Origin of the sequence: Paenibacillus mesophilus (assembly GCF_005938385.1) — a bacterium.
In the GTDB taxonomy this organism is placed as follows: domain Bacteria; phylum Bacillota; class Bacilli; order Paenibacillales; family NBRC-103111; genus Paenibacillus_AB; species Paenibacillus_AB mesophilus.
The window spans coordinates 15,562-39,535 of record NZ_VCRA01000018.1 but is presented as its reverse complement, the minus strand read 5'-3'; the positions used below and the strand labels follow the sequence as shown (position 1 = coordinate 39,535).

23 protein-coding genes are annotated in these 23,974 nt (G+C 55.9%); 3 read left to right on the top strand and 20 right to left on the bottom strand.

Going from position 1 to position 23,974, the window contains the following annotated elements:
* Positions 1-159 precede the first annotated feature (159 nt).
* Positions 160-924, bottom strand: a complete 765-nt coding sequence (locus FE783_RS25960) for a YwmB family TATA-box binding protein (RefSeq protein ID WP_158302031.1) — start codon at positions 922-924, stop codon at positions 160-162.
* A 193-nt stretch (positions 925-1,117) separates the two neighbouring features.
* Here FE783_RS25960 and FE783_RS25955 point away from each other — a divergent pair, with 193 nt between their 5' ends.
* Positions 1,118-1,492 (top strand): hypothetical protein, encoded by a 375-nt coding sequence (locus tag FE783_RS25955; RefSeq protein ID WP_138882284.1) that lies wholly within the window; start codon positions 1,118-1,120, stop codon positions 1,490-1,492.
* Positions 1,493-1,593: 101 nt separating this feature from the next.
* Here the strand turns inward: FE783_RS25955 and FE783_RS25950 are convergent, their stop codons facing one another.
* The 9 genes from FE783_RS25950 to FE783_RS25910 all read right to left on the bottom strand — a co-directional run bounded on the left by FE783_RS25950 (position 1,594) and on the right by FE783_RS25910 (position 13,073).
* A complete protein-coding gene (locus tag FE783_RS25950) occupies positions 1,594-3,552 on the bottom strand; it encodes a glycosyl hydrolase family 28-related protein (RefSeq protein ID WP_138882283.1) in 1,959 nt (652 codons plus the stop codon).
* 406 nt (positions 3,553-3,958) lie between these two features.
* Positions 3,959-4,900, bottom strand: coding sequence for an AraC family transcriptional regulator (locus tag FE783_RS25945; protein WP_138882282.1), 942 nt, complete (start codon positions 4,898-4,900; stop codon positions 3,959-3,961).
* Positions 4,901-5,075: 175 nt separating this feature from the next.
* The gene (locus tag FE783_RS25940; protein ID WP_138882281.1) at positions 5,076-5,516 is read right to left on the bottom strand and encodes a GNAT family N-acetyltransferase; all 441 of its coding nucleotides are present in this window, start codon (positions 5,514-5,516) and stop codon (positions 5,076-5,078) included.
* Between the two features lie 350 nt (positions 5,517-5,866).
* Positions 5,867-6,883: a galactitol-1-phosphate 5-dehydrogenase gene (locus FE783_RS25935; protein WP_138882280.1), complete on the bottom strand. Its 1,017-nt coding sequence runs from the start codon at positions 6,881-6,883 to the stop codon at positions 5,867-5,869.
* Positions 6,884-6,921: 38 nt separating this feature from the next.
* Positions 6,922-7,752 carry a sugar phosphate isomerase/epimerase family protein gene (locus tag FE783_RS25930; protein ID WP_138882279.1) on the bottom strand — a complete coding sequence of 277 codons (831 nt, stop codon included), beginning with the start codon at positions 7,750-7,752 and terminating at the stop codon, positions 6,922-6,924.
* A 30-nt stretch (positions 7,753-7,782) separates the two neighbouring features.
* Positions 7,783-8,916, bottom strand: coding sequence for an aminotransferase class V-fold PLP-dependent enzyme (locus FE783_RS25925; RefSeq protein ID WP_138882278.1), 1,134 nt, complete (start codon positions 8,914-8,916; stop codon positions 7,783-7,785).
* A 51-nt stretch (positions 8,917-8,967) separates the two neighbouring features.
* The gene (locus FE783_RS25920) at positions 8,968-10,137 is read right to left on the bottom strand and encodes a M20 family metallopeptidase (RefSeq protein ID WP_138882277.1); all 1,170 of its coding nucleotides are present in this window, start codon (positions 10,135-10,137) and stop codon (positions 8,968-8,970) included.
* Between the two features lie 365 nt (positions 10,138-10,502).
* Complete coding sequence (locus FE783_RS25915; protein ID WP_138882276.1) at positions 10,503-11,834, bottom strand: ABC transporter substrate-binding protein; 1,332 nt, start codon at positions 11,832-11,834, stop codon at positions 10,503-10,505.
* 249 nt (positions 11,835-12,083) lie between these two features.
* Positions 12,084-13,073 (bottom strand): LacI family DNA-binding transcriptional regulator, encoded by a 990-nt coding sequence (locus FE783_RS25910; RefSeq protein WP_158302030.1) that lies wholly within the window; start codon positions 13,071-13,073, stop codon positions 12,084-12,086.
* A gap of 299 nt (positions 13,074-13,372) precedes the next feature.
* Between FE783_RS25910 and FE783_RS25905 the strand changes: the two genes are divergently transcribed.
* Positions 13,373-15,367, top strand: a complete 1,995-nt coding sequence (locus FE783_RS25905; protein WP_138882274.1) for a glycosyl hydrolase family 28-related protein — start codon at positions 13,373-13,375, stop codon at positions 15,365-15,367.
* A gap of 89 nt (positions 15,368-15,456) precedes the next feature.
* Here FE783_RS25905 and FE783_RS25900 read toward each other — a convergent pair whose 3' ends face one another.
* The 8 genes from FE783_RS25900 to FE783_RS25865 form a co-directional block, all read right to left on the bottom strand.
* Positions 15,457-16,167: a GntR family transcriptional regulator gene (locus tag FE783_RS25900; protein WP_138882273.1), complete on the bottom strand. Its 711-nt coding sequence runs from the start codon at positions 16,165-16,167 to the stop codon at positions 15,457-15,459.
* Positions 16,168-16,388: 221 nt separating this feature from the next.
* Positions 16,389-17,033, bottom strand: coding sequence for a response regulator (locus FE783_RS25895; protein ID WP_138882272.1), 645 nt, complete (start codon positions 17,031-17,033; stop codon positions 16,389-16,391).
* Positions 16,999-18,063, bottom strand: a complete 1,065-nt coding sequence (locus FE783_RS25890; protein ID WP_138882364.1) for a sensor histidine kinase — start codon at positions 18,061-18,063, stop codon at positions 16,999-17,001. Before FE783_RS25890 ends, FE783_RS25895 begins: the two co-directional genes overlap by 35 nt.
* Before the next feature lie 45 nt (positions 18,064-18,108).
* The gene (liaF, locus tag FE783_RS25885) at positions 18,109-18,756 is read right to left on the bottom strand and encodes a cell wall-active antibiotics response protein LiaF (RefSeq protein ID WP_138882271.1); all 648 of its coding nucleotides are present in this window, start codon (positions 18,754-18,756) and stop codon (positions 18,109-18,111) included.
* A gap of 136 nt (positions 18,757-18,892) precedes the next feature.
* Entirely contained in the window at positions 18,893-19,585 is a 693-nt protein-coding gene (locus tag FE783_RS25880) for a PspA/IM30 family protein (RefSeq protein ID WP_138882270.1), read from the bottom strand.
* Positions 19,586-19,588: 3 nt separating this feature from the next.
* Complete coding sequence (locus tag FE783_RS25875; protein ID WP_338015904.1) at positions 19,589-20,029, bottom strand: PspC domain-containing protein; 441 nt, start codon at positions 20,027-20,029, stop codon at positions 19,589-19,591.
* On the bottom strand, positions 20,017-20,688 hold the full coding sequence (locus tag FE783_RS25870; protein ID WP_138882269.1) for a PspA/IM30 family protein: 672 nt from the start codon (positions 20,686-20,688) through the stop codon (positions 20,017-20,019). Before FE783_RS25870 ends, FE783_RS25875 begins: the two co-directional genes overlap by 13 nt.
* A 54-nt stretch (positions 20,689-20,742) precedes the next feature.
* Positions 20,743-21,042: a LiaF transmembrane domain-containing protein gene (locus FE783_RS25865; RefSeq protein ID WP_138882268.1), complete on the bottom strand. Its 300-nt coding sequence runs from the start codon at positions 21,040-21,042 to the stop codon at positions 20,743-20,745.
* 295 nt (positions 21,043-21,337) lie between these two features.
* Here FE783_RS25865 and FE783_RS25860 point away from each other — a divergent pair, with 295 nt between their 5' ends.
* Complete coding sequence (locus tag FE783_RS25860; RefSeq protein ID WP_138882267.1) at positions 21,338-21,832, top strand: hypothetical protein; 495 nt, start codon at positions 21,338-21,340, stop codon at positions 21,830-21,832.
* A gap of 167 nt (positions 21,833-21,999) precedes the next feature.
* Here the strand turns inward: FE783_RS25860 and FE783_RS25855 are convergent, their stop codons facing one another.
* The gene (locus FE783_RS25855) at positions 22,000-23,001 is read right to left on the bottom strand and encodes a hypothetical protein (RefSeq protein WP_138882266.1); all 1,002 of its coding nucleotides are present in this window, start codon (positions 22,999-23,001) and stop codon (positions 22,000-22,002) included.
* Between the two features lie 4 nt (positions 23,002-23,005).
* A complete protein-coding gene (locus FE783_RS25850; RefSeq protein ID WP_138882265.1) occupies positions 23,006-23,890 on the bottom strand; it encodes an RNA polymerase sigma factor in 885 nt (294 codons plus the stop codon).
* Between the last annotated feature and the right edge of the window lie 84 nt (positions 23,891-23,974).

Genomic DNA, 23,974 nt, shown 5'->3' with positions numbered 1-23,974 from the left:
TGTATTTACGGCCCGAGGGTCCCGGCCGTTCTGTATGTAGTTTAGCATATCGCACCAAGACAATCCATGGCTTGAGGCGGTTTAAGCTGTGCCGGACGGAGATGGGAATCCCTTATCCTTCCTGCAAGAATGCAGGTTTAACCGAATACGGACGGCTCGCTACAGCTCGGACGCGATCATCGGAGAAGCTACCGTCAGCTTGTACGTTCCATAGATGGAATCGCGGTGCAAAGCGGCTTGCAGGTTCACCTTCCCGGCTGCGCTGCGGACGCCCGGTTCCAGAAGCGCACTGGTGTACGACACGATTTCGCTTCCGGAATCGGTGTAGGATTCGACAGGCGCGGCTTTGTATACAGTACGTACTTTCTCCTTCAGCGCTTTCACGGCTTCCGGGGACAGCACCCCGATATTGCCGCGGACGGTGACCATCCAGTGCGCTTCCACACCGACCCGCTCCATACGGGCAGCCGCGTCGCGCGCCCACGACAGCAGTTTGTCTCTCTCCGCTCCTTCCGGGGCGTCCCAGCGCACGGTTATATTTGTCGAACCGTCCGCCCAGCCGGATAGAGCGACCTCGAGCCGGCCTCCGGCAGCCGATGGCAGCTCGCCCGAAGCGCTGTATAGGCGATGGCCGTTCACATCGGCACCCGGCTTCGCGGCAGTCAAACCGAATTCCCGTGCGGCGTCATCGCCGAGACGCGCGAAGGAGGCGTCATCGCGAGCCGTACGGTACGGACCGGAGTGCTGCAGCACAACCGCGTAGGAAGCCGGCGCATACAAACTGTCGGCGGCTTGAAGCATCGTCTCCATACCGGAAACGGTCGTAGACGAAGTTCTCGTAGACCCGGTATAGGCGACCCAACCGCTCAAAAGCAGCGCTCCCAGCAGCAGAGCTCCCCATAGTCGGCTTTGACGGTTCATCATCCGATCCCTCCCGCAATTGCTGCCCATTATCCAAAAGGTTCCATCTCCTACTAGCATAGCCGAAACTAGCGGAACATGAAAGCGATCCGGCGGCAAAAAAATAGGCGCTCACCCGTTAGGCATCCGACCATGCGCGGAAAATATCCGTTGAATAGCCTATACAAAGAAATGTTTAGGGAGGTACAGTTAACGGATGAATGAACAATTCGCCTTTAATGAAGACATATGCAGCCGTTTCATCGGCTACCCGATCTGTGCCGTGCTCAACGACGGAGCGCGCCATTTCGGCGTCGTCAGCAAAGTCGGCGACGGCAGGATGATTTTGAACGACAACGCCGGGCCGGTATCGTCTGCCGGCACATCGAAACGGACGAAAGGCAAAACGAGCACATCGCTCGGAAGAAGCGCCGGAAAATCGCGCAAAAACCGCGGCACGACAAACGGACCGGCTCGGCTTTCCGCGTATCCGGACGCCCAGTCCGGCGAATGGTCCGAACCTCTGTCGCCATTCAGTCAAAGAGTGACGCTGGAGCTCAAATCGATCGCCGGGCTGTACCCACTGCTGTAGGTGCCAAAGTTTCAAAGAAAGAAACGCCAATTCCCCCTCGTTCTCTTGACGAGGGGGAATTGGCGGGAAGAATATGACTCCGGGACTATTAACATGCCGCCTTACATCTCGATATACTCGATCAAGAAATAGCCGTTCTTGATGTCCTGACCGGCCCCCGCCTGCGTAATATTCACCGAAATGATATCCCCTTTGGCGACGGGGATGTATTTCGTGTTCGGAAACAACGTCTTTGAGAAGGCGGTCACGGCCGTCGTAGCGGTCGAATGCTGGCTCAGCGAAGTGACCGTGCCACCGCTCCGTTTTCGCAGGTCGAATACGGCATAGTCGGTGCCGTTGGCCGCTATATGGTCCGCGACGATGAAAGCCGCCCGGATGACCGCTCCCGGTCTCGGCATCGACAGCAACACATATTCCCCGCCGGTCCCTGCGGCCAAGCTGCCGATGCTCGCGCCGGAGCTTTCCCCGAGCAGGTCCGCGTTCGTGACGACGGTTACATTTATCGTCAGCTGATCGGCGATCCGGTTATCTTTCACATGAATGTTTTTGGTAAGCTGGTTGACGTACAAGCCTCTTTTTTGCTTGGGGTTCGGCAAGGTCTGGTCGTTCTTTATTGTGTTGCCCTGGATCAGGCAGTCCTCCACGTAGGCACTTATGTACAGGGCATGTCCTTGTCCTTGATCGGAGCCGTTGTTGACGATCATGTTCGACTGAATCGTAATATCTCTCGTCAGCACGAGGGGTAGGTTTTTGCCGATCAGAACGGCGTTGTAGCTGGCGCTGGCCAAACAATTTTCGAAAATACAATTGTGGGACAGCGTAATGAACCGTCCGCTGCACGTTATCGCCTCGTGCTGGCTTCGACTGATCTGGTTGTGAGAGACATCGATCAAATAGTTGTAATCCCCATTCGCGGCGTTTTGGCTGATCGATACCCCGGCCAATCCGCTGTTGTCGATAATGTTGCCGGTGATCGTCAGTCTTCTGCCGTTGAAGCCGTATTTGCTCTCCGGATAATTCTGCAGATCGCTCTTGATGTCAAGCCCTTTGACCAAGCTGTTGACCAGGATGTTGCCGGAGACGACGACCGTATCGCCGGAGGCGAACAGATCGATGGCGTCCCTCGATTGATCGGAAATATAGTTGTTCGTGATAACAAGATTGTGGCAAGTCCGGACCGTCTTGATCCCGTCGCCGCCGGAGCCGATCTGCTGCCCCTTGGCGATCACATTCCGGTCTATGATTACATGCTTGATCGTTCCTCCGACAAGCTGCGTATGATGCGAGCCGATATAGACGCCGAAGTTGAAATGCTCCATCGTATTGTCCGTAATACGGATCTCGGACAACATCTCCCCGTCTCTCGGATTGAGCCAGATCGCGGTATGCCCTCCGTCCAGCGTGCAGCGATGCACCGTAATGTTCTCGCCGCCATTCATATTGATCAGGGCGACGGCGTTAACCGTATTCGGAGCCTCCAGCGCCAATCGATCGAAGCAAATCCGGCTCCCCGCCGAGTTGAAAATCGGCCCGGTCAAATTGCCGTTGCTGCGGATGACGGAGGCGCCTGCGCCGCTGCCTAGCAGATGCACGTGCGAGAGGACCTGAATGTTCGGTTTGTTGTTTACGATATAAGTACCCGAGGGGAAATATACGGTCCCCCCTGTCGCGTTGACAAAATCGACGGCGGAACGAATCGCTGCGGTATCGTCGGTCGAGCCATCTCCCGTCGCACCGAAATCTTTGACGCTGACCGTCTCGCGCAGCTTATCGCCGACCGAGCGCTCCGGGGTCGTTGCCGCTAGCTGATAGGCGATCTCGTCGGCATCATGGGGAAACATTCCCGAACCGCCATAGACACTCTGGGCAACGGATCCTTTATTGCCATGGGCAAACAGCATTCCTCCGGAAAATAAGGCGGCACCGGACAAATCCATGGAGGCGAGCAGCTTCCTCCTGCTGATCGCCGGGTAAGGAGCTGGCTTCGCTTCGCCGTCTAGCTCCGCAATGGAACAATTTTGTCGACCGACCTCGTGTCCCGGCCTTTGTTCATTCATCATAGATTCCTCCCATCAATGGTTCGTTACACCTTCATCATAAGATTTGAGCGTTTAGAAAGCGTTGTCATTTCGGTCTATTCTTTTGCCAATTTCGTCCTCTTCGATCGGAGGTTGACCGACTGCCTGAATAGGAACATCTACGAAGCAATGCCAGCAAGGTTAATCGCAAGAACAATCCCCCAGAAGTGAAGATTTCCTTCGTAGCTTATTCCTATTACTTCTGAGGGAGCCCCCGTTATCCATCGAAATTAGCTTCGCATAATTTCCTATACAAAAAAAAGTCGCCTCCCGGCGACTGGCGACAATTGCGATATTCGTTATTAAGCAACGTACCGTCCGATAAATCGAAGGCGCTTCATCCGCATTCGTCCCAAGGCTCTCGTCTTCGCTTTTGGTTTCGACTTCGTCAATGCGACTTGTCGGCCGATTCCTGCGGCTTGCCGCGTATTCGTTCCGCGCGGGCGGTGATCGATCGGGCATATTCCGAAGGGGTCATGTCCACTAGTCGTTTAAACTGCTTGGAAAAATAATGGATGCTGCTGTAACCGAGACGCTCGGCGATTTCCGAGACGGTCGCCGCTTCTTCGCGGATGAGCCGCTTCGCCTGCTCGATTTTCAAACGGTTGAAATATTCCATTGCACCGATGCCGTATTTCGCCCTAAAGAGCGCTTTCAGTCGCGTACGGCTGATTGCAAACCGTTCGCACAGCTGATCGAAGCTGAAGTTGCATGCAACGTTATGCTGCAAATAGCCGACGACGGACGAGACGAGCTCGTCACCCTGCTGTTCTTCGGTTACGGTTGAAAGCTTGGCATCGGTTTTGGCCGTATCCCCTTTGCGAATGAGCTCGATGAGCAATATTTCCAAATAGTTGCGGATCAACTGGTCTCCGCCGAAAGCGGCTCCGGCCCGTTTGCTCGGACATCCGGCCAAATGCGGAGAATTGATGGGAGGATCGAACGCCTTCAGTCCTTCCTGGACGATCCGGGAAAGCAGCATCCGTTCGTGTTCGTTCAGACGGAACGATTTGTCTTCGAAGTATGCCATACACGGAGCGGTGCACTCGAACGATAGGATGATCAGGTTGGGCGCGGTACGATTTAACGCCTTTCCGCCGTGGAACAGGTTCGGTTTGTAAAAAATCATGTCTCCCTGTGCCAAATAGTGGAGCCCCGAATCCGTAAACACTTCCAGCTCTCCGTTGTCGACGTAGACGAATTCCCAGAAGTCGTGCTTTTCCCCGCTCGTATAAAATTGCCGGGACATTTCCCTGTAATAGAAAGTAACCAATTTGCGTATCGCGAGCTCTTCTTCGAGAACATATCTTGGACGATTCGAACTATCCATCCCATGCTCCCCCCGGCCAAAATGGCAAAAGCTTGGACCATCGCTGTAAAGCAATTGTATTTCAATTGGGTGGCGGCCGGCTTTTCAGCCACGGCTGCCATAATATCGACCTGATGCTCCGGTTTCCCGGACGGCCGGTCAAAGGATTTCTATATGGGCACGAATATCTTAATGGCTACAACGCTTTGCCCATTGCAATACAATGCAGATTGGGATAATACCGGTGCTCCGAATATCCGTTGCGGCCATAAAACATCCGGGCTTTGCCGTTCGTCTCGTCGACGAACAGCCGGATGGAGCTGCATCCCCGGCTGAGGGCGTATCGTTCCGTCTCCCTCAGAAGCGCCGAGCCCCATCCCCGCCCTTGGCTGTGCGGGTCGACGGCCAGCATATCGAGAAACATCTCTTTGCCGTTCTTCTTAACCGAAACGAAGCCGACCGCCTTCAACCGTCCCGGTACGGCGACGAACGTAACGTTGCCGTTCAATCTCCGTTTGACCTCCGAAGCGTCCCAACGCAAGTCGGGCATCGTCCGAAGCGTATACGAAAACAACTCCCGTTTCACCAAATCAAGGATGATCCGGTCGTCCCGGCGAGGGTTGCGTGCTCGAATCATGATTCCTCATCCTTCCGTCCGCTGCAATCCCGCTTTCTCGCAGCCTTTGCCGCCTGCTGCAGGCCGCCCGGCGGTCGCGTCTGGCAAGCTTATAGGATCAGTTTATGTAAAGATCGGACGGATGGTGATGATTTCCTGTTCGGCTACTTCTTCCACTTGTTGCTCATCATCCATATAAACCAGATCGTGGCCGCCAAAAAAACGACCAGCACGACCCATTGCGTACCGCTCATATCCGTTCCCCCAACTGTTTGCGGCGAATCGTTCCGCCTTGTTACCGTTATTGTACCGGGATCGGGATAGAACGTCAAAAGCCGCCCGACGGCGGCTTTCACGAAGCAATGATTCGATTAGGGCTGCAAGAAAATTTTGCCTACATGCACCCGTCCGGCAACCAGTTCGGCGAACGCTTCCCCGCCGGCTTCCAGCGGCCGTACTTCCGTCCAGCCTTCCTCGGTTATCCGGCCTTCCGACAGCAGGCGCACCGCGTCGTGAAAGTCCTGCTGCGAATAGCAGAACGAACCGAGGATGTCGATCTCGCTGCGGATCAAATGGTTGATCGGCAGCACCGTATCGTCGATGCCGAGACCGATATTCATGAAGGTACCTCCCGGCCGCACGAGCCGGATGGCAGCCTCCCGCGTCGGCTGAAATCCGGCCGCGTCGATGACGGCATCCAGCCCGCCTTCCCCGAATACGGCGCGGACGCGCTCGCCCAGGTCCTCTTCGCGCGGATTGGCCGTCTCGCCGACGCCAAGCGACGCGACCATCGCGAGCCGCTTCGCGTTCGTATCGGCGATCATCACGCGGGACGCTCCGAGCAGCTTCGCCGTCATCGCGCACAGAAGCCCGATTCCGCCCGCGCCGAATACGAGCACGCCCGCGAACGGGTGCCGCTCGAGCGCCCGCCGCGTCGCGCGGAGCGAACAGGCGAGCGGCTCCGATAGCGCCGCGCGGAACGGGCTGATGTCGGCCGGTACCGGCACGACGGCGGAGCGGGGCACGCCGACAAGCTCCCCGAACGCGCCCGGCCGATGGACGCCGACAAGAGCCCGCTTCGCGCACAACTGCGGCAGCCCCCGCCGGCAGGACGGGCACGCCCCGCATGCGAGGAGCGGATTGACGACAACCTTTTGCCCGGATGCGATCGGACGATCCCCGCCGGACTCCACGACCGTGCCGCAAAACTCATGCCCCATAACGAGAGGCGGCACGCGCAAGCTGTTGTGCCCCAAGTAGCCCTCGATTTCCGACCCGCATATCCCGACCGCCTCGACGCGGATCAATACATCGTCCGAGCCGCATACCGGACGTTCCGTATCCCGGACCTCCATCGTCTCCACGCCGGTCCATACCAATGCCTTCATGTTCAGCGGTCTCCCCTTTAGTCCCTTATTTATGTCCTCTATGCCCCAATACCGGCTACATGCCGCTTCAAATAGTCGATCGTGTCGATAATATCGCGGTTTTTCTCGTCCTCGCCAACGCGCCCTTCCCGCTCGATGATCCATTCGCCCCGGAAGCCGTGCGCCTCAAGCCCTTCGAACAGCTTCAGAAAATCGACCTTGCCCTTCCCGACCGCGACCTGCTCTCCCAGCTCGTCGCCGTTCGTCGGATAGAAGCCGTCCTTCACATGAACGTTGCGGACGTAAGGGCCGATCACATCGAGCGCATCCACCGGATTGCCTTTGCCGTACAAAATCAGGTTGGCCGGGTCCAGATTAATGCCCAGATTGCCGGTCCCGATCCGCTGGATCGTGCGCAGCAGCACGACCGGCGTCTCCTGCCCCGTCTCGAACCAGAATCCGATGCCCCGGTCGTCGCAATACCGGGCCACCTCGCCGATCGCTTCGACGATCGGGCCGTACGCGGGATCGGTCACGTTCTCCGGGATGAAGCCGCAATGCGTAATGATCGCCGGAGCGCCGATCCATACCGCAAAATCGGCCCAGCGCTTCAACGCCTCGACCCGCTCCGAACGCGACTCCTCGGGAACGAGCCCTAGCGTGACCGGCCCTTCTTTGAAATTCCATGCCATCCGTCCCGGAAACCCGGCCCACATGGCGCATACGCGAACTCCGGACTGCTCCGATTCGCGGACGACTGCTTCCGCCGTCTCGCGGGTCGCGAGAGCCGGATTCCAGCTGACAAGCTGGCACGTGCGCAAACCGAACTGTTTTACCGCCTCGAAGCTTCTTCCGTCCGGCTGCAAGCCGGTAATGATCCCGATATCCATAACATCCCTCCGTTCGGCAAGATCCGGCTTTCAGGAAGCGCGGTCCTTGGCCATGGCGGCCAATAGTCCTACCAGTCTGGCCACATCCTCCGAGTTGTTGTAGAGATGGATCGACGCCCTCAGCCGGCCGTCTCCGCCCCATAAATACGTTCCATGTTTGACCAGCTCGTCGGCGTACGCTTCGCCGTCCGGGCATACGAACGAAATGTTGCCGGCTCTTTGTTCAGGCTTCTCGGGCGTCATCGGCTCGTAGCCGATCCGCTTCATGCTCTCGATCAGCTCGCCGCCCAGGTCGAGAATGTGCCGTTCGATGCGTTCGATGCCGACGGAAAGCAGCAGATTCGTCGAATAGTTCATCGCATACAGCGTCGGGTAGCTGGGATATCCCCCTTCGAAGCGGCGCGCGTCCGAGAAAAAACGAAACCGTTCGAACCGGGTGTCGCTAAACATGTCCTCCACGCTCCGCCAGCCGATATTGCGGGGCTCGAACCGGTCGGCCCGCTCGGGATTGACCGCCAATATCCCGGCTCCGTGACCGGCCATCAGCCATTTGTAAGAGCTGGAAACGACGAAATCCGCATCGTTCATGCTGACGGGGACGACCCCGAGCGATTGTGTCGCATCTACGAGCAGCAGAGCCTTCGTGTTTTTTAATTCGCTATACAGTTTCCGGTAATCGATTCTCGCTCCCGACATATAGCTCACGTGGCTTGTGACGACCATCCGGGTGTTCTCATCGACGGATGCGAGCAAATCCTCCGCGGTAACTTGCCAATTCCGGCTCGGCACGACCCGCACCTCCACGCCAGCTGGCTTCAATTGCAGCCACGGAAGCACGCCGGAAGGAAACTCCAGATCGTTAATGACGACGTTGTCGCCGGCCTGAAACCGGAACGAGGCCGCGATCATCGAAATCGCTTCGGAGGCGTTCGACAGAAACGCGATGTTCTCCGGGCGTCCTCCGAGCATCGTAGCGATGTTCCTCTTGCAGGCTTGCTCCACTTCGCTGTTCTGCTTCCGCCCTTCCGGACCGTTGGCCCGGTTGGTCACATAGCTGTGCAACGCTTCCTGCATACCGTGGAGCGGGGGCGATTCGGCGCCGCCGTAAAACCACGTACGCTGATCCAAGCCGATAAAAGCGGACCGATCAATCAAAGCATCCATGTATACCCTCCACCTTCCGGATATCGTTAATAGGGAACTTTAGTTACAAATTCAGGAACGACCAAACGTCTGCGCGAGACGCAAATAAAACTCAGCGGCACGCTCCACGTCGGATACCGGCACCCACTCGTCGTTCGTATGAGCCTGGGCGATCGAGCCCGGTCCGTATACGATCGACGGAATGCCTTTGAATTCCTGCAGCTTGCTCGCATCGCAGCCGTACGTGACGCCGCGCAGCCGATCACTCAGTCCGGTTTCGGCAGCCGCTTTGCGGGCGGCCGTCACGATCGTCTCGTCATGGGCCGTATCCAGAGCCCAATCGAGCAGCAGCCGATCGATCGTCAGCTTGACACCTTCGGGCGCCAGCTCCCGGATCAGCCTCTCCGCAAGCTCCCGCTCCACGATTTCGGGACGCTCGCCCGGAATGAGCCGCCGGTCGACTTCGATGACGCATCGATCGGGAACGATGTTGATCTGCGTACCGCCGTGAATCGTGCCGACCACGATCGTCGGGCTGCCGCACAGCGGATGGCTGCGGGTAGCGAGCTCCGGCTCGAGCTTCTCGTGAATATACCGAATGACGCGCATCATCTGAATGACAGCGCTGTCGCCCTCGGCCGGCATCGAGCTGTGCGCCGCTTTACCGTGCGTCGTCATCGCGACCCGGACGCAGCCTTTGTTCGCCACCGTAATGCCCAGCTCCGTCGGCTCTCCCACTACGGCGCCCGCCACCGGAATATCGAGCTCCATGAAAGCAAGCAGCCCCTTGTAGGCGTGCTCCTCGTCCACCGAGGCGCATAAGATCAAATCGCCGCCGGCAAGCTCCGGATTTGCCGCGCAGCGCTCCATAGCGTAAAGCATACCGGCGAGCGAACCTTTCGTGTCGCACGCGCCCCGTCCGTAAAGCTTACCGTCTCGATAGACGGGCTCTAGCGCGTTCGGCATTGCTCCTAGCGTAACCGTGTCCATATGCGCTTCGAACAACAGCGCTTTATCCGGTTTGCCGACGCGCAGCTCGATAATCAGATTGTCGCGTCCGGGAAATACCGTCTGTCTCGTCACCTTGAGTCCGGCTTCCCTGCAGCGTCGTTCCACATAATCGGACATTGCCCGCTCGCCTTGCCCCGAAGCGTCAAAATGGGGATTGACGCTCTGGATGCGGATCATATCCTCCAGCATGGTCAAAGCCGGGTGTTTTGCCTTCGTCTCCTCAGATGCCATAGTTGTCTCCTTTGCGTCGATTGCGCCTAAGCCGCGCGACCGGGCGTCAAAATGCGTCCGCTCGCGCCGCCTCTATGAAAAATAGCACGTTGCTCGTTGTAAAAAGACAGGTGTCGCCTTGTCGGCTTTATATGCCCGGTATTAAACATTATATATAATATATATTATATCGTCAATCCATTTATCTCATTATTGCTGCAGCAGCATTCTCCCCAGAACCTGAAGTCGACTCGTCCGCGGAACAACATATTTCTGCTATTCGCTCCCAAAATCTCGTAAAAAGCCGATAGAGGAACGATTCGTTCCTCTATCGGCCAAAAAAAATACATATCAACGCCTGTTTCCCGGGATCGTTCCGTGTCTACTTACTTGCGGCCCTTCTCCTGAATAACCTTCTCGGCCTGCTCGGCGGCGATGCGGAATGCCGTGTTGATATCCGTTTCCCCGAGCGCCAGCGGATAAGCCTGATCCCGATAAGTACGGAATACGTCCGTGTCGTACTCTGGAATTTTAGGCGTAATCGGCGCAAACTTGCGAGCCATCATCGCCTGGTAGTTTTTGTCCTTGAACTCCGTATTGGCTCCCAATTGCTTTTTGGTCGCCTCGGACTGAACGATCGGCAGTATACCTTTTCCGGCCAGTTCGTTCTGGTACGGTTCGCTTACCATAAATTTCAGCAGTTCCATCGCCGCGTCTTTGTTTTTCGTCTGGGAAGTAAGGCCGAAATATACCGGATACGATTGCGACCCGACATTAGGCAGCTCCTTGAAAGTAGGTAATGCGGCTATATCCCAGTCCATCGTTTTCAGCTCTTTCGGTACGGAGGTCGGGAGCGTATTCGGATATACCAGCATGGCCAAGCTTTGCTCCTTCGCGAACTGGTCCAATGCAGGCAAGTTTTTCAGCTTGGCCATTGCGCTGCGGTAGCCGCTGTCTGACGCAGGAGTAATGAACACGGTTTCAAATAAACGTTTCCAACGGCTGTCGGTCAGCAGCGTCGGCTTTTTGGTAACGACGTCGACGTTGGGCACGGAAAGCTGGTTCATCCGGATAATATGATCCCGCGAAGAAGCGATGCCATAATATTGCTTGCCGTCGGCCGTCCGGGTTACTCTGCGGGCCAGTTCGTTCGCCTCGTCCCAGGTCATGTTCGACGTCGGGAACGGAACGCCGAATTTATTGAAAATATCTTTGTTATAGAACAGTGCGAGGCTGTTCGTGGCGACCGGGAGTCCGTACATCTTCCCGCCCGATATTTGCTTCATCGCCTCGATTACCGACGGCTCCAGCCGGTTCAGATCGATGCCGTGCTTTTGGATCAGGGCGGTCATGTCGAATTCCAAGGCGTGCTCGAACAACGCCGTTTCATAATTGCCGATCGACGTCCAGAACAGATCGATTCTCGTTTTCGAGGCGATCATCTCCGGTAGCGTCGTCCCCTGCTTGCTCTGTATGTATGTAATCGTATACTGGGGAAAAGCTTTTCTGAGAGCGTTTCCATATGAGTCGTTGAACACTTGCTCCGACGCATTGTTGTTGGAGTATATGTTTATTTCCACCGGTTCCGTCTGCACCGAGGGTAACGGTTTCGCGCCTTTACCCTGCTCGGCTCCCTTCGTATCGTCCGGCGAACCGCCGCATGCGGCTAACCCCAATACCGTCGTCCCTGCCAGCAACCCGATCGTAAGCCTTTTCATATTTTCTGTCCCCTTTCGAGAATGCTCCAACTTTGAAGGATACAATTTACGGTCTGACTTTGTAGTAACATGAGTTCCCGTCCACCTTCAGTCCAGCTTTCTCCTGCCAATATTCACATCCTGATCCCCTCCTTCACGGATTGATTATACGTTTACCTTCATAAAGACATTATTTATTTATTTTTAGGTTTAACGTTTACTTTAAAGAGTAAAATTTTTTGCCTTTTTTCGGCAAAGCAGCAGTCCGGTTCAACCCCATAAGCGGGTCGATTCCCGGACCTTCAGCTCAGTTTCCATCATTTTGCGAAAAAAATGGCCTTCCTCGGCGGCATCCGCCTCAACCGTGATTAAATCGATAATCGTTCGGGCCATTCCGACGATATCGGGACCTACCGTCGTAATCGGAATAGGGAGCATCGACTGCGTCTCCGGCACATCGTCGTATACGACCACCGACAATTGTTCGGGAATGCGCAAGCCTTCGGCATATGCCATCTTGACGAATTCGCGCAGCAGTGCTTCACTGTCTATCACGATCGCCGTTGCACCGTATTCGCTGTAATTGTGTACGAAGTCGCGTACCTTGTGCGGCATGTCCGGATTCCCGACCAAAGTCATAACGTTCAGCTCCGGACGGAACTCCAGCCCAAGCTCCACCAATGATTCCGTATAGCCCAACCATTTATCGGAGTGGCCTCCCAGGAAGGCGATGCGCGTATGTCCGAGCTCGAACAGATGGCTCATGGCTTGCTTAACCGCCCCTTTGCGGTCAATATCGAGCCAATGCGCGTTCTCCTGCTTCCAGCGCTCCCGGCCTCCAACCTCCAGAACTTTGCCGCGGAACTGCTCTTTGGCCGCTATGAACTCCGGAGTCGACCGTTTGTCCAGCCAGCAAATCGCCCTGCCGATAAAAAATTCGCGAAACGAGCGAAGCGCCTCCTCCCGCTCCGCGAACGATACCATAACCGTGTAGCCTCGGGCCGAGGCCTCTTCTTCGATTTGATTGCACGTACGGTAAAAAAACGGTTCCTCCCTCTTCGGCCAAATGAGGCCGATTCCGTTCGAGGAACGGTCGACCAGACGCTTGGCCGCCAGGTTGGGCACATAGTTGATTTGCCTGGCAATGTCGAGAATTTTCCGGCGAGTCTCCTCGCTCACTCCGGGTTCGTTATTTAGCGCCCTGGATACCGAAACAAAGGTGACGCCGGCCAATTTCGCTATATCCTTGATAGTGGGCATAGGCATCCCCCCTAGTCGTGATGACCATACATGTATTCCGTTAGCTGAAGTATACACGTAAACGTTATCTCGAGTCAATTGCTTAGCGAAAATTCTCCGATGAATCCTCTATCCCCTTTAAACAATCGTTTCAATCCATTCATCAAGCTGCATGCGTTTGTGTTCATTTTTATTATTTACAGAGTTAACGTTTAAGTATATAATCTCAATCAACATGCTATGACCTCTCATACGGACGTATCGGCAGTGCGAATCGGAGAGAATCGCCAGTCGGTTCTCATTTCCAGGAGGCGGTAAATTTGAACGGTGGAGCAGACTATCGGCAATCGCAGCAATCGGAACAAAAGCAGACCGATAGCATGAAAATGAACAGGAGGACGCTTCTGGCATCCCTTGGCATCGCCGGCATTGCTTTAGGCTCGCGAGCTTTGGGAGCCCCGGGCTTGGTCCAAGCGACCCCTCTTCATGAAAGCGTTACCGGATCGGTCTACGGGAGAGGCGGCTCGAAATCGTGCTGCGAGGAGGTTCAGGAGCAAATCGCAAGCATCATCAACCGCCTGGATCATAGGTGCGCGGAAAATGTGAGAGAGCATGGCGCTCAAGGTGACGGAACGGCTGACGATACGGCGGGCATTCAGGCCGCAATTGATGCCGTTTCCGCCAAAGGAGGCGGTATCGTATGTGTGCCAAGCGGAACCTATATGATCAGCGCTCCGCTTGTGATCGCTCCCCGTGTGATGCTGCACGGAGAGGGCGACGCATCGGTTATTAAAGCATTCGGTACTAGCGGCTGGGGAAATGCGTACCTGTACCGCGGAATGATCGATCTGGTAGGCGTACAGTATGCCGTTCTTAAAGACTTATGTCTGCACCAGAACGGTTCCGCTCGTCTTCCCGCTTATCATCTGAGCTACGGTGTCCTTGTCAATGCCTCCAGCGATTGTGTAATCGATAACGTAACCTTCCTGGATCCGGGATTGAACGATGAGTACGGCCAACCATCCGGCCCGCAATTGGCGCTCATCGCCAAAGACGAGGAGAAGAGCGGCTGGGGTGGCGGTATCGGCGGCTGTTATCGCGTCTCGGTCCGCAAATGCCGGTTTATCCGGAGTGGAACGGCCAGTGTGGATTTTGCCATACGGGTGCTCAGCAACTGGGAAAAATTGATTCCGACGGACGAGTTTGTCCATTACAACGAAGGCCATACCTTTATCGATTGCTATTTTAAAGGAGAGTTTGCCTGGAACACGCTGGAATTCGCCGGCGGGGCGACCCGCTACAATAAGGTGACGCACTGCCTTTTTGACGGTCAGACGCTTACCCACATCGACTTCGATAAAGGGGCCAATAACAATGTAGCCGCATTCAACACCATTTACAGCGGAGGCAAGGCCGACCGGTATATCGGCGATGTGACGAAAAGAGCGCATGCCATCGATGATCACGGCACGGTAGCAGGTTATATGAATTACGGCAATACGATCGCCTACAATTCCATTAATCATCTTAACAACGACAAGGCGATCGATAATTACGAAAGCGCGATTAGCGCTTCGTTTACAAGACAATCATTGATTGTCGGCAATACGATTAACGGCGTGAACAAACAGCGGGTAGGCGGAGGCATTTTTATCTCGAAAAATGTGGACGGCATAACGATTGAAAACAACCGGATTCGCAATGTGCGCAAAGGCATTTTTACCGACGCCAACTCCAACAATACGAACGGGGTTCGCATTCACAACAACGAAATCGAAGCCGTCGAGCAAGCTATCATCGTATCCTTGCTGTCCGGCGGAGGCAAAGGTTTTACCTTTACGGGAAACAAATTGAAGACGACATCGGCGCAGACGTGCCTTCATGTCGCTGCTGGGATATTGGAAAGTCCGGTTTACGCTTTCAACACGGCGGAAGGGGGAACCATCGCGTTCGTCTTATCCGGGCAGCACGCCGTCGCGATCGGCAATGTAGCCAGGAACGCTTCGCAATATTCTTATCAGGTTCGCGAGAAAATGACGTTGATCGGCAATGTTTCGCTGAATCCCGGCATCGGAGATATAACCAAGCTCAGCAGTTCGCCGCAGCCCGCGCTTATCGGCAACACCTTCACCGGAGCTTCGGCAGCTATGGCGCCGGCACTTGTATATGGCACGGCCGCACCTGTCGATGGCGTATGGAAACAAGGAGATATCGCATACAACACGAACCCGGCCCCCGGTGCTAACGTGGGTTGGATCTGTACGACCGGGGGAACTCCGGGCACATGGAAATCTTTCGGGGCCATTGACTTGTAAGGAAAGCTTCGCAGCTTCGGTACTTTAGCGAACCTATGCGTTCTGAATCGATAGAACTGCGGAAGAGGCGCCTCGCGGCGCCCCTTTCGTCACAGCCACAGCCTCTCGTCGAACTCGAGCTGCTGGTCCTTTTTTTCGTTTAATTGCACGAAATCGCGGTACGAGCGGAAAATATGCTTGCGCATCGTCTGCTCCGCATAGTCCGGATCCCGCTTCTTAAGCGCTTCGATCAGCTCCAGATGCTGCTCGACTTCCTTCTGCTTCGTCGACTTGGCTCCGAGCAGCCGGTTGACGAGTGAGATTTGGAACGAAATCGACTGGTACATGTTCATGAGCCGCGAATGGCCCGCCATCTCGATAATCGTCCGGTGAATATGCGACGAGTCATGAAGCAGGCTGGGGACCGATTCGTCGTGCAGCTTCTGCTTCATTTGCTCGTAGAACGACTCCAGCCCGGCAATTTGCTCTTCCGTAGCACTTTGCGTCGCGAGCCGGATCGCCAGTCCTTCGAGCATCGAGCGTACCGAATAAATTTCGAACACGTCCTTCATGTCGAGCGTGCGGACCATAGGTCCTTTGTTCGGTACGATCGTAATGATCCCTTCCCCGTGCAAATGGCGAATCGCTTCCCTCACCGGCGTCTGGCTGACGCCGAGCTCCCGGGCCAGCTTCGTCTCCACGATCCGGTCGCCCGGGTTCAGCTCTCCCGAAATAATTTGCTGTTTGATATATTTGACCAATTCTTCGCTAATATTTTGCTTCTGAATAATTAGCGGCTGCGTCTGCACTTGTCGATCCATCTTCGGCTCCGTCCTTCGTTGTTCACGATTTCATGTTTCAGTCAACATTATATATACAATAGTATATAATATAAAGTTTTATGTCAACTTTCGTTCGCTGCACGCCTCTTTATTCCGCGGGACGGAAGCCGGACAAACCGAAAAACCACATGGAAATAGTCCAAGTGGCGTAATTGGGTATAGAACCGACCATAATGGCTGCCTCACGAGTCGATGTCGAGCTATTGGACGATACCATGCTTGAATGCATAGATGGCCGCTTGTGTCCGGTCCTCGACTCCGAGTTTGGCCAAAATGTTCGTAACGTGGAACTTGACGGTCTTGATTCCGATAAACAGCGCATCCGCGACTTCCTGATTCGACTTGCCCGCCGCGATCAGCTGCAGTACTTCCATCTCGCGGTCCGTCAAATCGTGGTGCGGTTCGGCGACCGGCTTCGGCTGGCGGAACCGGTTCATCATCTTGGCGGCCACCTGCTGCTCAAGCACCGACTGGCCTTTGACGGCGGCCCGGATCGCTTGGGCGATTTCCGATGCCCGGGACGTTTTCAGCAAATAACTGAATGCGCCCGCTTCGATAACCGGGTACATTTTCTCGTCGTCCAGAAAGCTCGTCAGCACGATCACTTTGATTTCCGGCATTTGCGCAAGCAGCTTGCGGGTCGTCTCGATCCCGTCCATTCCTTCCATAACCAGATCCATCAAGACCACATCCGGCTTGTATTCCTGCGCCAGTCGGATGCCTTCGAGCCCGTTGCTCGCTTCGCCGACCACCTCGATCCCGTCCTCGGTTCCGAGCACCGCCGCCAAGCCGATGCGCACCATCTCGTGGTCATCCACCAGCAACACTTTGATTTCCGCTTCCATCAGTCGTTTCTCCTCCCTCTTCGGTCAAGATCGGCACTCGTATCTCGATCCGGGTCCCTTTGCCCGGCGCCGTCACGAACTGAATCGCGCCGCCGATTTCATTGACCCTTTCCTTCATCGACTGAATGCCGTAAGAAGCGTGCTTGTTCTCGTCCAGCTCGAACCCTACCCCGTTATCCCGGATAGACAGGCGGACATTATCGGACGGCCGCTGCAGCTTCAGCTCCATCTGGCTCGCCTTCGAATGCCGCAGCGTATTGGACAGCGCCTCCTGCACGATCCGGAACAAATGATCCTCGATTCCTTTCGGCAGCCTGATGCTTTCATCCATATCCCACGCGATCTCGATCGGCACCTTCGCCTGCAGCTCCTGCAGCAGCTCCATCAGTCCTTGCGACAATCGTTTGCCTTCCAGATGAACCGGCCGCAAGTGGAGCAGCAGCGCCCTCATCTCCGATTGGGCTACGGAAGACATCTCCTCGATCAGGGCGATTTGACGCTTCGCCTTGTCGAAATCTTTGTCGAGCGTCCGGCCTACCGCCGTCGCCGTCATCGAGATGGCGAACAGCTGCTGGCTGACCGCGTCGTGCAGCTCCCGGGCCAGCCGCTGCCGCTCCTCGACGACGGCGGACAGCTTGGCCTTCTCCGCCAACTCCGCGTTGTTCGTAGACAACCTTTGCAATGAAGACACCTGCTCCTCCCATCTCGTGCTGATCCGGCCGAGCTGTTCGCCGATGCGTCCGATTTCGTCCTGCCCGAGGTCCGGTATCGGGCGGTTAAGATTGCCCTTCTCCAGATGCAGCATCGCATCCTGTAGCAGCTCCAGCCTCCGGGTCGTCCGGCTTCCCGACCAATACCCGTAGGCGCCGCCGAGAATGGCTACGACCCCGATCAGAATGAGGCTGATCGTAATGCCTTCCCGCCAATTCGTAAACGGCCGGATATACCCGTAATAATTCAATATGTAAATGACCGTGCCGAACAAAAAAAGGCTGAGGAGGATGGACTCGCCCATGCTGCGCCAGATCATGTTCGTCAATTTTTTGTCCAAGTGCGATCCTCCTCAGAGTAAAATTTACACCATTTTTATATCGATGTCCCCTACGACGTAGGAAACGAGAAGCTTCACTTTCTGATCGCTCGTCTCGTAATTCGGCGACTGCCAGATCACTTTGTTGACGAGCCCGGTCTCCTTCTCGTTGCCGGCATTGATTTGGCCGACCAGCGCCGAAGCGTTCACGCTGACGCCGAGAAACTCCGGCACGATAATGTCGACATCCCCGAATACGCCCTGCAGTACGATCGTCGTTTCCTTCTGGTCCAGCATGACGAGAGACAAGTCCATGTAGATTTCGCCGACGACGTTCCACATGCTCGTGTTTTTCAGCTCCCACGGCTCCTTGTCCCGTTTGAAGCTTTCCAGAATGGTCTGCTTCTGCGTATAGGAATCGTCACGGTGCGCCTGCTTCGACTTCATGTAGAACAGGCCCAGAGATATGAGCACGACGGACAAAATGAAAGTGAAGTGTCCGCTGAACAGCAGAATAACCCCGACGCCGAGCAGAACATACCCGGTTTTGTCCGGTGACGATCTTATTTTGTATACGCCGAGCGCGATGAACAACAGGGCGGCAATGGTAAAAAAGTTGATGTAATGCTCGATCAAGATGAACAGCCCGGCCGCGATGAGCACGATTGCCGTGTTGCGGTTGCGATTTCCCATTGCCGCACCTCCTCTCCTGTTTCGCTTGCGTGCCCGGAACGGCATACGGGAAAAGCCATAGCGCGAAAGGATTTTCGCCCTATGGCCCTTGCTCCCAACTTAGAATATCATAATTCGGTGACCGCTTCAAAAATAATTATTCGGCGGCTGCGGGCTTGACGGACAGTTTTTCTTTCAGGCGCTGCAGTTGCTCGTCGACCTTTTGCTGCTTAGCGGCGTCAATCGATTGAACCGAATGCAGGGCGTTGGCCGGGACGTATGGCGTACGGGCGATTTCGGCCTCGACTTCCAATTGGATGATCTTTTCTTCCATCCGGTGGAACCCGCGGGCGGCGTTGCCCGATTCGATCGAATTGGTCGTCGTCACTTGGGCCATTTGCTTCTTCGCTTTGGCAAGCTCGGCACGGCTCGCCAGCTCGTTGCGCTTGTTGCGCAGCTTGTAGTACTCGTCCTTCATGGCGTGCAGCTGCTGCGTCAGGTCGCTCGCTTGACCTTTCGATTGGGCATGCGTTTCGCTGTATTCGGCGATTTTTTGATCGTAGTACAATTTCTCTTCCAACGCTTGGCGGGCAAGCGCTTCATGACCGTTCTTCAACGCCTCGGCCGCCTTCGCTTCACGGTCCGCGCTCAAGCGGTACGACTCGTTCAGCCGCTCCTGGAGCTTGCGCTCGTTGGCAATTTGACGGGCAACCGTCACTTCGGCTTGTGCGATTTCCTCCTCCATGTCGCGAATGTACTGGTTCAGCATGACAACCGGGTCCTCCACCTTATCTAACAGCTCATGCACCGATGCCTTCGTCATATCTTTAATCCGTTTGAATACTCCCATTGTTTACACGTCTCCCTTCTCGTATTTGGACAGTTTGGCTTTCAGTTCTTGAATTTCGTTCCACATGGCTTTGCTTTCGATATCTTTCATCATATGATCGAGATTTTCGTTAGGCTGAGGAACCGCGTTCGCTTTATGCGCCATTCCGAAGTTAGGCGCTTGTTGGTAACCGTAGCCGCCTTGAGGTGCGGTATAAGCTTGTTGGCCTGGGCCATATTGATTCCACGGGCTCATCAGCGGTTGTTCGAACGTCGGCTCCTTCGGAATGACGAGCGCCGCGAGGATGTAGATCGGAATCAGAATCCCTCCGGTAAAGAAGGTCGTCACTACGATGACCAGGCGAAGCAGCGTCGCGTCCACATTCAACAGCTCGGCCAAGCCTCCGCATATGCCGAACAGCTTCTTGTCCCTCTGGGAACGGTACAGCTTCTTCATTTCAACCATCCTTCCTTCTCCAGCTTCGTGCGCAGCTGGGACAGCTCACGATCGAGCGCCTGCTGCATCGCACTTCCCGCATGGGCCAGCTCTCTTCCCATTTGACGGACGTCCCTCAGGGTACGGGTCTCGATCTCCATATCGGAGATGCGCTCCTCGAGCCGATGGAACGTGCGGCCGTTGATGCCCATGCCGCCCTGCATCGATTCGTTCATCCGTCTTTGCAGCCGAACCGATTCGAGTCTCGCCATGTAGTACTGACGTTTGCTCAATACTTCGTCGAAGTCGCGCTTCAGAGAGTCCAACTGCTCCTCCAACTCGACGATCGAATGCTTGCTTTGATCGTAAAGCTCTTTGAACTGCTCGTATTTCTCTTCCTGAAGCAGCTTCTCTTGAAGCGCCATCTTGGCTACATGGTCCTCGCCCGCTTTCAAGGCGATTAGCGCCTGCTGTTCCCGTTTGTCTCTCATCTGCTCCGCCGACGTTACTTGCTGGCGCAGCGATTGGGCGTGAACCATCAGCTGGCGGTGCACTTTCTCGGACTGCATAATCTGCTCTTTCTGGGCGGCCAAATATTGATCGATCAGCTTGACCGGATCTTCCGCCTGCTCCAGCCGCTCGTTCAGCGTGGCGACGGTTATGTCCCTCATCCGCCTCATCAGGCTCATTGCTCCATCCTCCTTCGTCGTTTGCGAATATATGTGTAGTCGATGTCGGCTTGATTAAAACATGCTTTGCTTCTTCTTCAATATCGTGAAGCCGAAGTAGATCAGCCCCGCCGCGAAGATGATGGCGAACAACCCGGAAAACTTGCCGATCAGGGCGAACAGGCCGATTACGAAGAGTACCCATCCGAAAAATTTGCTGCCGTTGCGAATCCCGTAATAGCCAAGTCCGAGAAGCGCGATCGGGAACAAGTAACTCATCAGGAAGCCGAGGCCGAGTCCGATCTTGCCAAGCAGGATCAGTGCGCCGCAGCCGATAAGGAGAATCGCCAAGCCGCTTTTGCTGTTCAGTTTCATTCATGTTCACCGCCTTTCGTTTGTTTCTCTCTCGCTTATGTCTTCATTTTAGGCGAATCGGGGTCCGGCCAAAACGGACCCGCGACGGTTTTTGACACTGGCCCTAAGTCGAGTGTCGAAGACCGTCTCGAGGTACCGGCCATACGTCCCGCGAACGGAAGCGGGAACAGCGCCCGCCGCCCGAAACCGTTGGTACGGCTTCGTTTCCCGTCTGCCGGACCATGAATAAAGCGGTCTCGTTTGTGACAAGGTAACAGTAGTGCAAATAGTCGGAAGTTGGAAAGGAAGAAGCTTCATGTTCGGATGGAAACGCGCCGTCATCGGATGTTTGACGCTATCGCTTTGCTTGTGGCCTATGCCGGTGCAGCAGGGCAATGCTCGCGCCGAAGCGGCGAATTACCCGCTCCAGTCGGGGCCGTCGGCTCCCAGGCTGACGACGACTCCCCCCGTTCAGCTTTTCGACGTATCTCGCGGCGAAGTGATCCGTACGGCGGCGAATTCACCCGTATTCCGCCGGATGGGCGAGACGTGGATCGCTTCGATCCGGGGAGCCTGGGGAGGCTTTCGGCTGGATCCGACAAGCGGCTTCGTTCTGAAAGTGCCGCTAGACCCTCCTCTGAATGTCAATAACGGCTGGTACCGCGGGGAAGTCGCGGAGCTGTATGTGATGTGGGATCCTGCCGCTCCGCACGACACGCGGCTTATGCTGATGGGGCGCGTCGGCAATCCGCGAATGTTCGTGATCGGAGCCGAAGCGGGTTCGTTCGTGGAACAGTTCCGGGGAGGCTAGACGCCTCCCTTCTTCCAACCGAGCCGATATTGGCGCTGCTCAAAGAAAAAAAAGGAGCCCGCAGCTGCCGCAAGGCAACCGAACGGACTCTCTTCTCGATTCCATACTTTCATCAAATGATGTTAACATACGGGCGCTTGCGCCGGCACTCACTCATTCATACAGCTTTACTTGACGGCCGATTCATCCAATAACCGCAGCATTTCCTCCAGCAGCTCGACTCCCTTCTCCTCTTCCGCTCTCGCTTCCGTCAAATGCCGGATAGCGGCGGCCGCCTGCTCCGGATCGTTCGGATCGCCGCCCTTCGGGAACGGGAACCGAACCACGAATTCGCCCAGCCGATCCGTCACGTTATCATACCGGACGGCGGCTTGTTCGGCGAGCGACTTCAACGTCCGCTCTTCGGCCGTCTCGCCTTGAAGCTCCGCAGCGACGCGCTTCAGAAACTCCGCCGCGAACTGTCGCTGATCGTACACGTATACGCCGTGAAGCGAATTGCCGAACACCTCCACGTTTCCATTCCCGAACGCCTCGATCCATGCGTCATACCCGGCCAGGCCGTTGCGGTAATTGGAGTCCTCCCGCTTATACCCTTGTTCGCGTGCATGACGAACCGCTAGCCTGAGCGCGCCGCGCAGCATCGTCCGCTTGTCGACATGCCGCACCTCCGTCACCGCCATTACATACAGCTCATGGACTTGGCCGCGGCCGAGCTTCTCGTAAGGCAGGTCGCCGTCTTTCGTAATATCGCGGCAGCGAAGCGTCCGGGCTTCGTCGTCGTAGCCGTAGATCATCCCGAATTCCGCCACGAACAAATCCCAGGCCAGAAGCGGAACACCCCGGTCCAGACTCCATTGGATCATCGTAAGCGCCCGTTCGAGCTCTTCCGGAGTCGGCGGTATTTCGGTAGGCCCTCCCTCGTAGCGGGTGGCTACCCCAAGGTTCGCAAACTGCTCCTGATGATGCATCGGCCATTCGAAAGCCGAATAACCGGCGACATTCACCCGCTCGCGGTCGATAATGATCCGGAACGCATTGGCGGTATAACCGGCTACTTCGACAAGAGAGAGGTCTTTCCGTTCCGTATACTGCAAGATCGAATACATCGAGCCGGTGTCGGTTATGTTCGTATGCGTGAAGTTTTTGGTGTAATCGGGGCGGTTCGCCATTTCGTCAACACTCCTTCGGATTGTACAGGATCGGAGGGGCGAGAAGCTTCGATTTCGGCTTGCCTGCATCGCGCCGCTGCTTGACGTACATGCTTATATGCAAGCGCAGCCTTTCGCGCTGAAGCTTGCCGCGCGCGCGGGATATGCTGTTGTATACGTTCGCGACAGACGTATCCAAGACGACGGCGATTTCTTGAGGCGTCACGTGACGGAAAAAATGCGCCTCGAAAATATGTTTCTCCCGCGCGCTCAAGCAGGCGAGCAGCTGCCGGATGCCGTCCAGCGTCTCCTTGCGCATAAGAGCCGCCGCCGGATCCCGCGACTGTTGGATCATTTGCTCGGAATGGCGGGTCAAATGAAACAGCACGCGGTCGATATCGCGCCAATCTTCCGAGGCGCCTCCACTCGCTCCGATAGACGCCGGACTTCCGGCACGGCCGAATGAACTTCCCGCTCCCGGCTCCAGGCCGGAGAACGGCCGTTCCTTGGCGTACGGTCCGCCCCGCCGCAGCTTCATATACGCCTGATTGCGCACGATCCGCACAAGCCATGGAGTGAACCGGCTCTGCTCCGCCAGTCTGCCCACATGCAGAAACGCGTTGACCAACGCTTCCTGAACGATGTCCTCGGCCATATGGTGGTCCTGCGTCAACGACCGCGCCCAGCCGTACATGTCGGAACGGTTTCGCCTTACAAGCTCTCCGAACGCCTGACGGTCGCCTTCCCGCGCCATCTCCGTGAGGCGCTCCTCCGGCAGCGATTCGAGCCCGCTCTCCTCCACGGAGTGTACGCCCCCGGGGCCTCGGCTGCCGATAACGACCTCGTGCCGATTCCCGCTCCTCGTTTCGTTTGTCATGCCGATCGTCACTTCGTTCGTCCTATCGTACACGCGTTCGCTCCCCTCGCCCCCATACTTGGATCAATGCCGGCCATCATGAGAATCTATCGTGCGCCGCCAAAAAAAATTTGAACG

Coding starts and splice junctions, on each gene's coding strand:
- FE783_RS25930 (WP_138882279.1), bottom strand. CDS start 7,752: ATGGATATCGGGATCATTACCGGCTTGCAGCCGGACGGAAGAAGCTTC.
- FE783_RS25880 (WP_138882270.1), bottom strand. CDS start 19,585: ATGGGAGTATTCAAACGGATTAAAGATATGACGAAGGCATCGGTGCAT.
- FE783_RS25900 (WP_138882273.1), bottom strand. CDS start 16,167: ATGGATCGACAAGTGCAGACGCAGCCGCTAATTATTCAGAAGCAAAAT.
- FE783_RS25915 (WP_138882276.1), bottom strand. CDS start 11,834: ATGAAAAGGCTTACGATCGGGTTGCTGGCAGGGACGACGGTATTGGGG.
- FE783_RS25855 (WP_138882266.1), bottom strand. CDS start 23,001: ATGGCGAACCGCCCCGATTACACCAAAAACTTCACGCATACGAACATA.
- FE783_RS25895 (WP_138882272.1), bottom strand. CDS start 17,033: ATGGAAGCGGAAATCAAAGTGTTGCTGGTGGATGACCACGAGATGGTG.
- FE783_RS25875 (WP_338015904.1), bottom strand. CDS start 20,029: ATGGTTGAAATGAAGAAGCTGTACCGTTCCCAGAGGGACAAGAAGCTG.
- FE783_RS25870 (WP_138882269.1), bottom strand. CDS start 20,688: ATGAGCCTGATGAGGCGGATGAGGGACATAACCGTCGCCACGCTGAAC.
- liaF (WP_138882271.1), bottom strand. CDS start 18,756: ATGGGAAATCGCAACCGCAACACGGCAATCGTGCTCATCGCGGCCGGG.
- FE783_RS25865 (WP_138882268.1), bottom strand. CDS start 21,042: ATGAAACTGAACAGCAAAAGCGGCTTGGCGATTCTCCTTATCGGCTGC.
- FE783_RS25890 (WP_138882364.1), bottom strand. CDS start 18,063: ATGATCTGGCGCAGCATGGGCGAGTCCATCCTCCTCAGCCTTTTTTTG.
- FE783_RS25860 (WP_138882267.1), top strand. CDS start 21,338: ATGTTCGGATGGAAACGCGCCGTCATCGGATGTTTGACGCTATCGCTT.
- FE783_RS25950 (WP_138882283.1), bottom strand. CDS start 3,552: ATGATGAATGAACAAAGGCCGGGACACGAGGTCGGTCGACAAAATTGT.
- FE783_RS25935 (WP_138882280.1), bottom strand. CDS start 6,883: ATGAAGGCATTGGTATGGACCGGCGTGGAGACGATGGAGGTCCGGGAT.
- FE783_RS25960 (WP_158302031.1), bottom strand. CDS start 924: ATGATGAACCGTCAAAGCCGACTATGGGGAGCTCTGCTGCTGGGAGCG.
- FE783_RS25945 (WP_138882282.1), bottom strand. CDS start 4,900: ATGGATAGTTCGAATCGTCCAAGATATGTTCTCGAAGAAGAGCTCGCG.
- FE783_RS25955 (WP_138882284.1), top strand. CDS start 1,118: ATGAATGAACAATTCGCCTTTAATGAAGACATATGCAGCCGTTTCATC.
- FE783_RS25940 (WP_138882281.1), bottom strand. CDS start 5,516: ATGATTCGAGCACGCAACCCTCGCCGGGACGACCGGATCATCCTTGAT.
- FE783_RS25925 (WP_138882278.1), bottom strand. CDS start 8,916: ATGGATGCTTTGATTGATCGGTCCGCTTTTATCGGCTTGGATCAGCGT.
- FE783_RS25920 (WP_138882277.1), bottom strand. CDS start 10,137: ATGGCATCTGAGGAGACGAAGGCAAAACACCCGGCTTTGACCATGCTG.
- FE783_RS25910 (WP_158302030.1), bottom strand. CDS start 13,073: ATGCCCACTATCAAGGATATAGCGAAATTGGCCGGCGTCACCTTTGTT.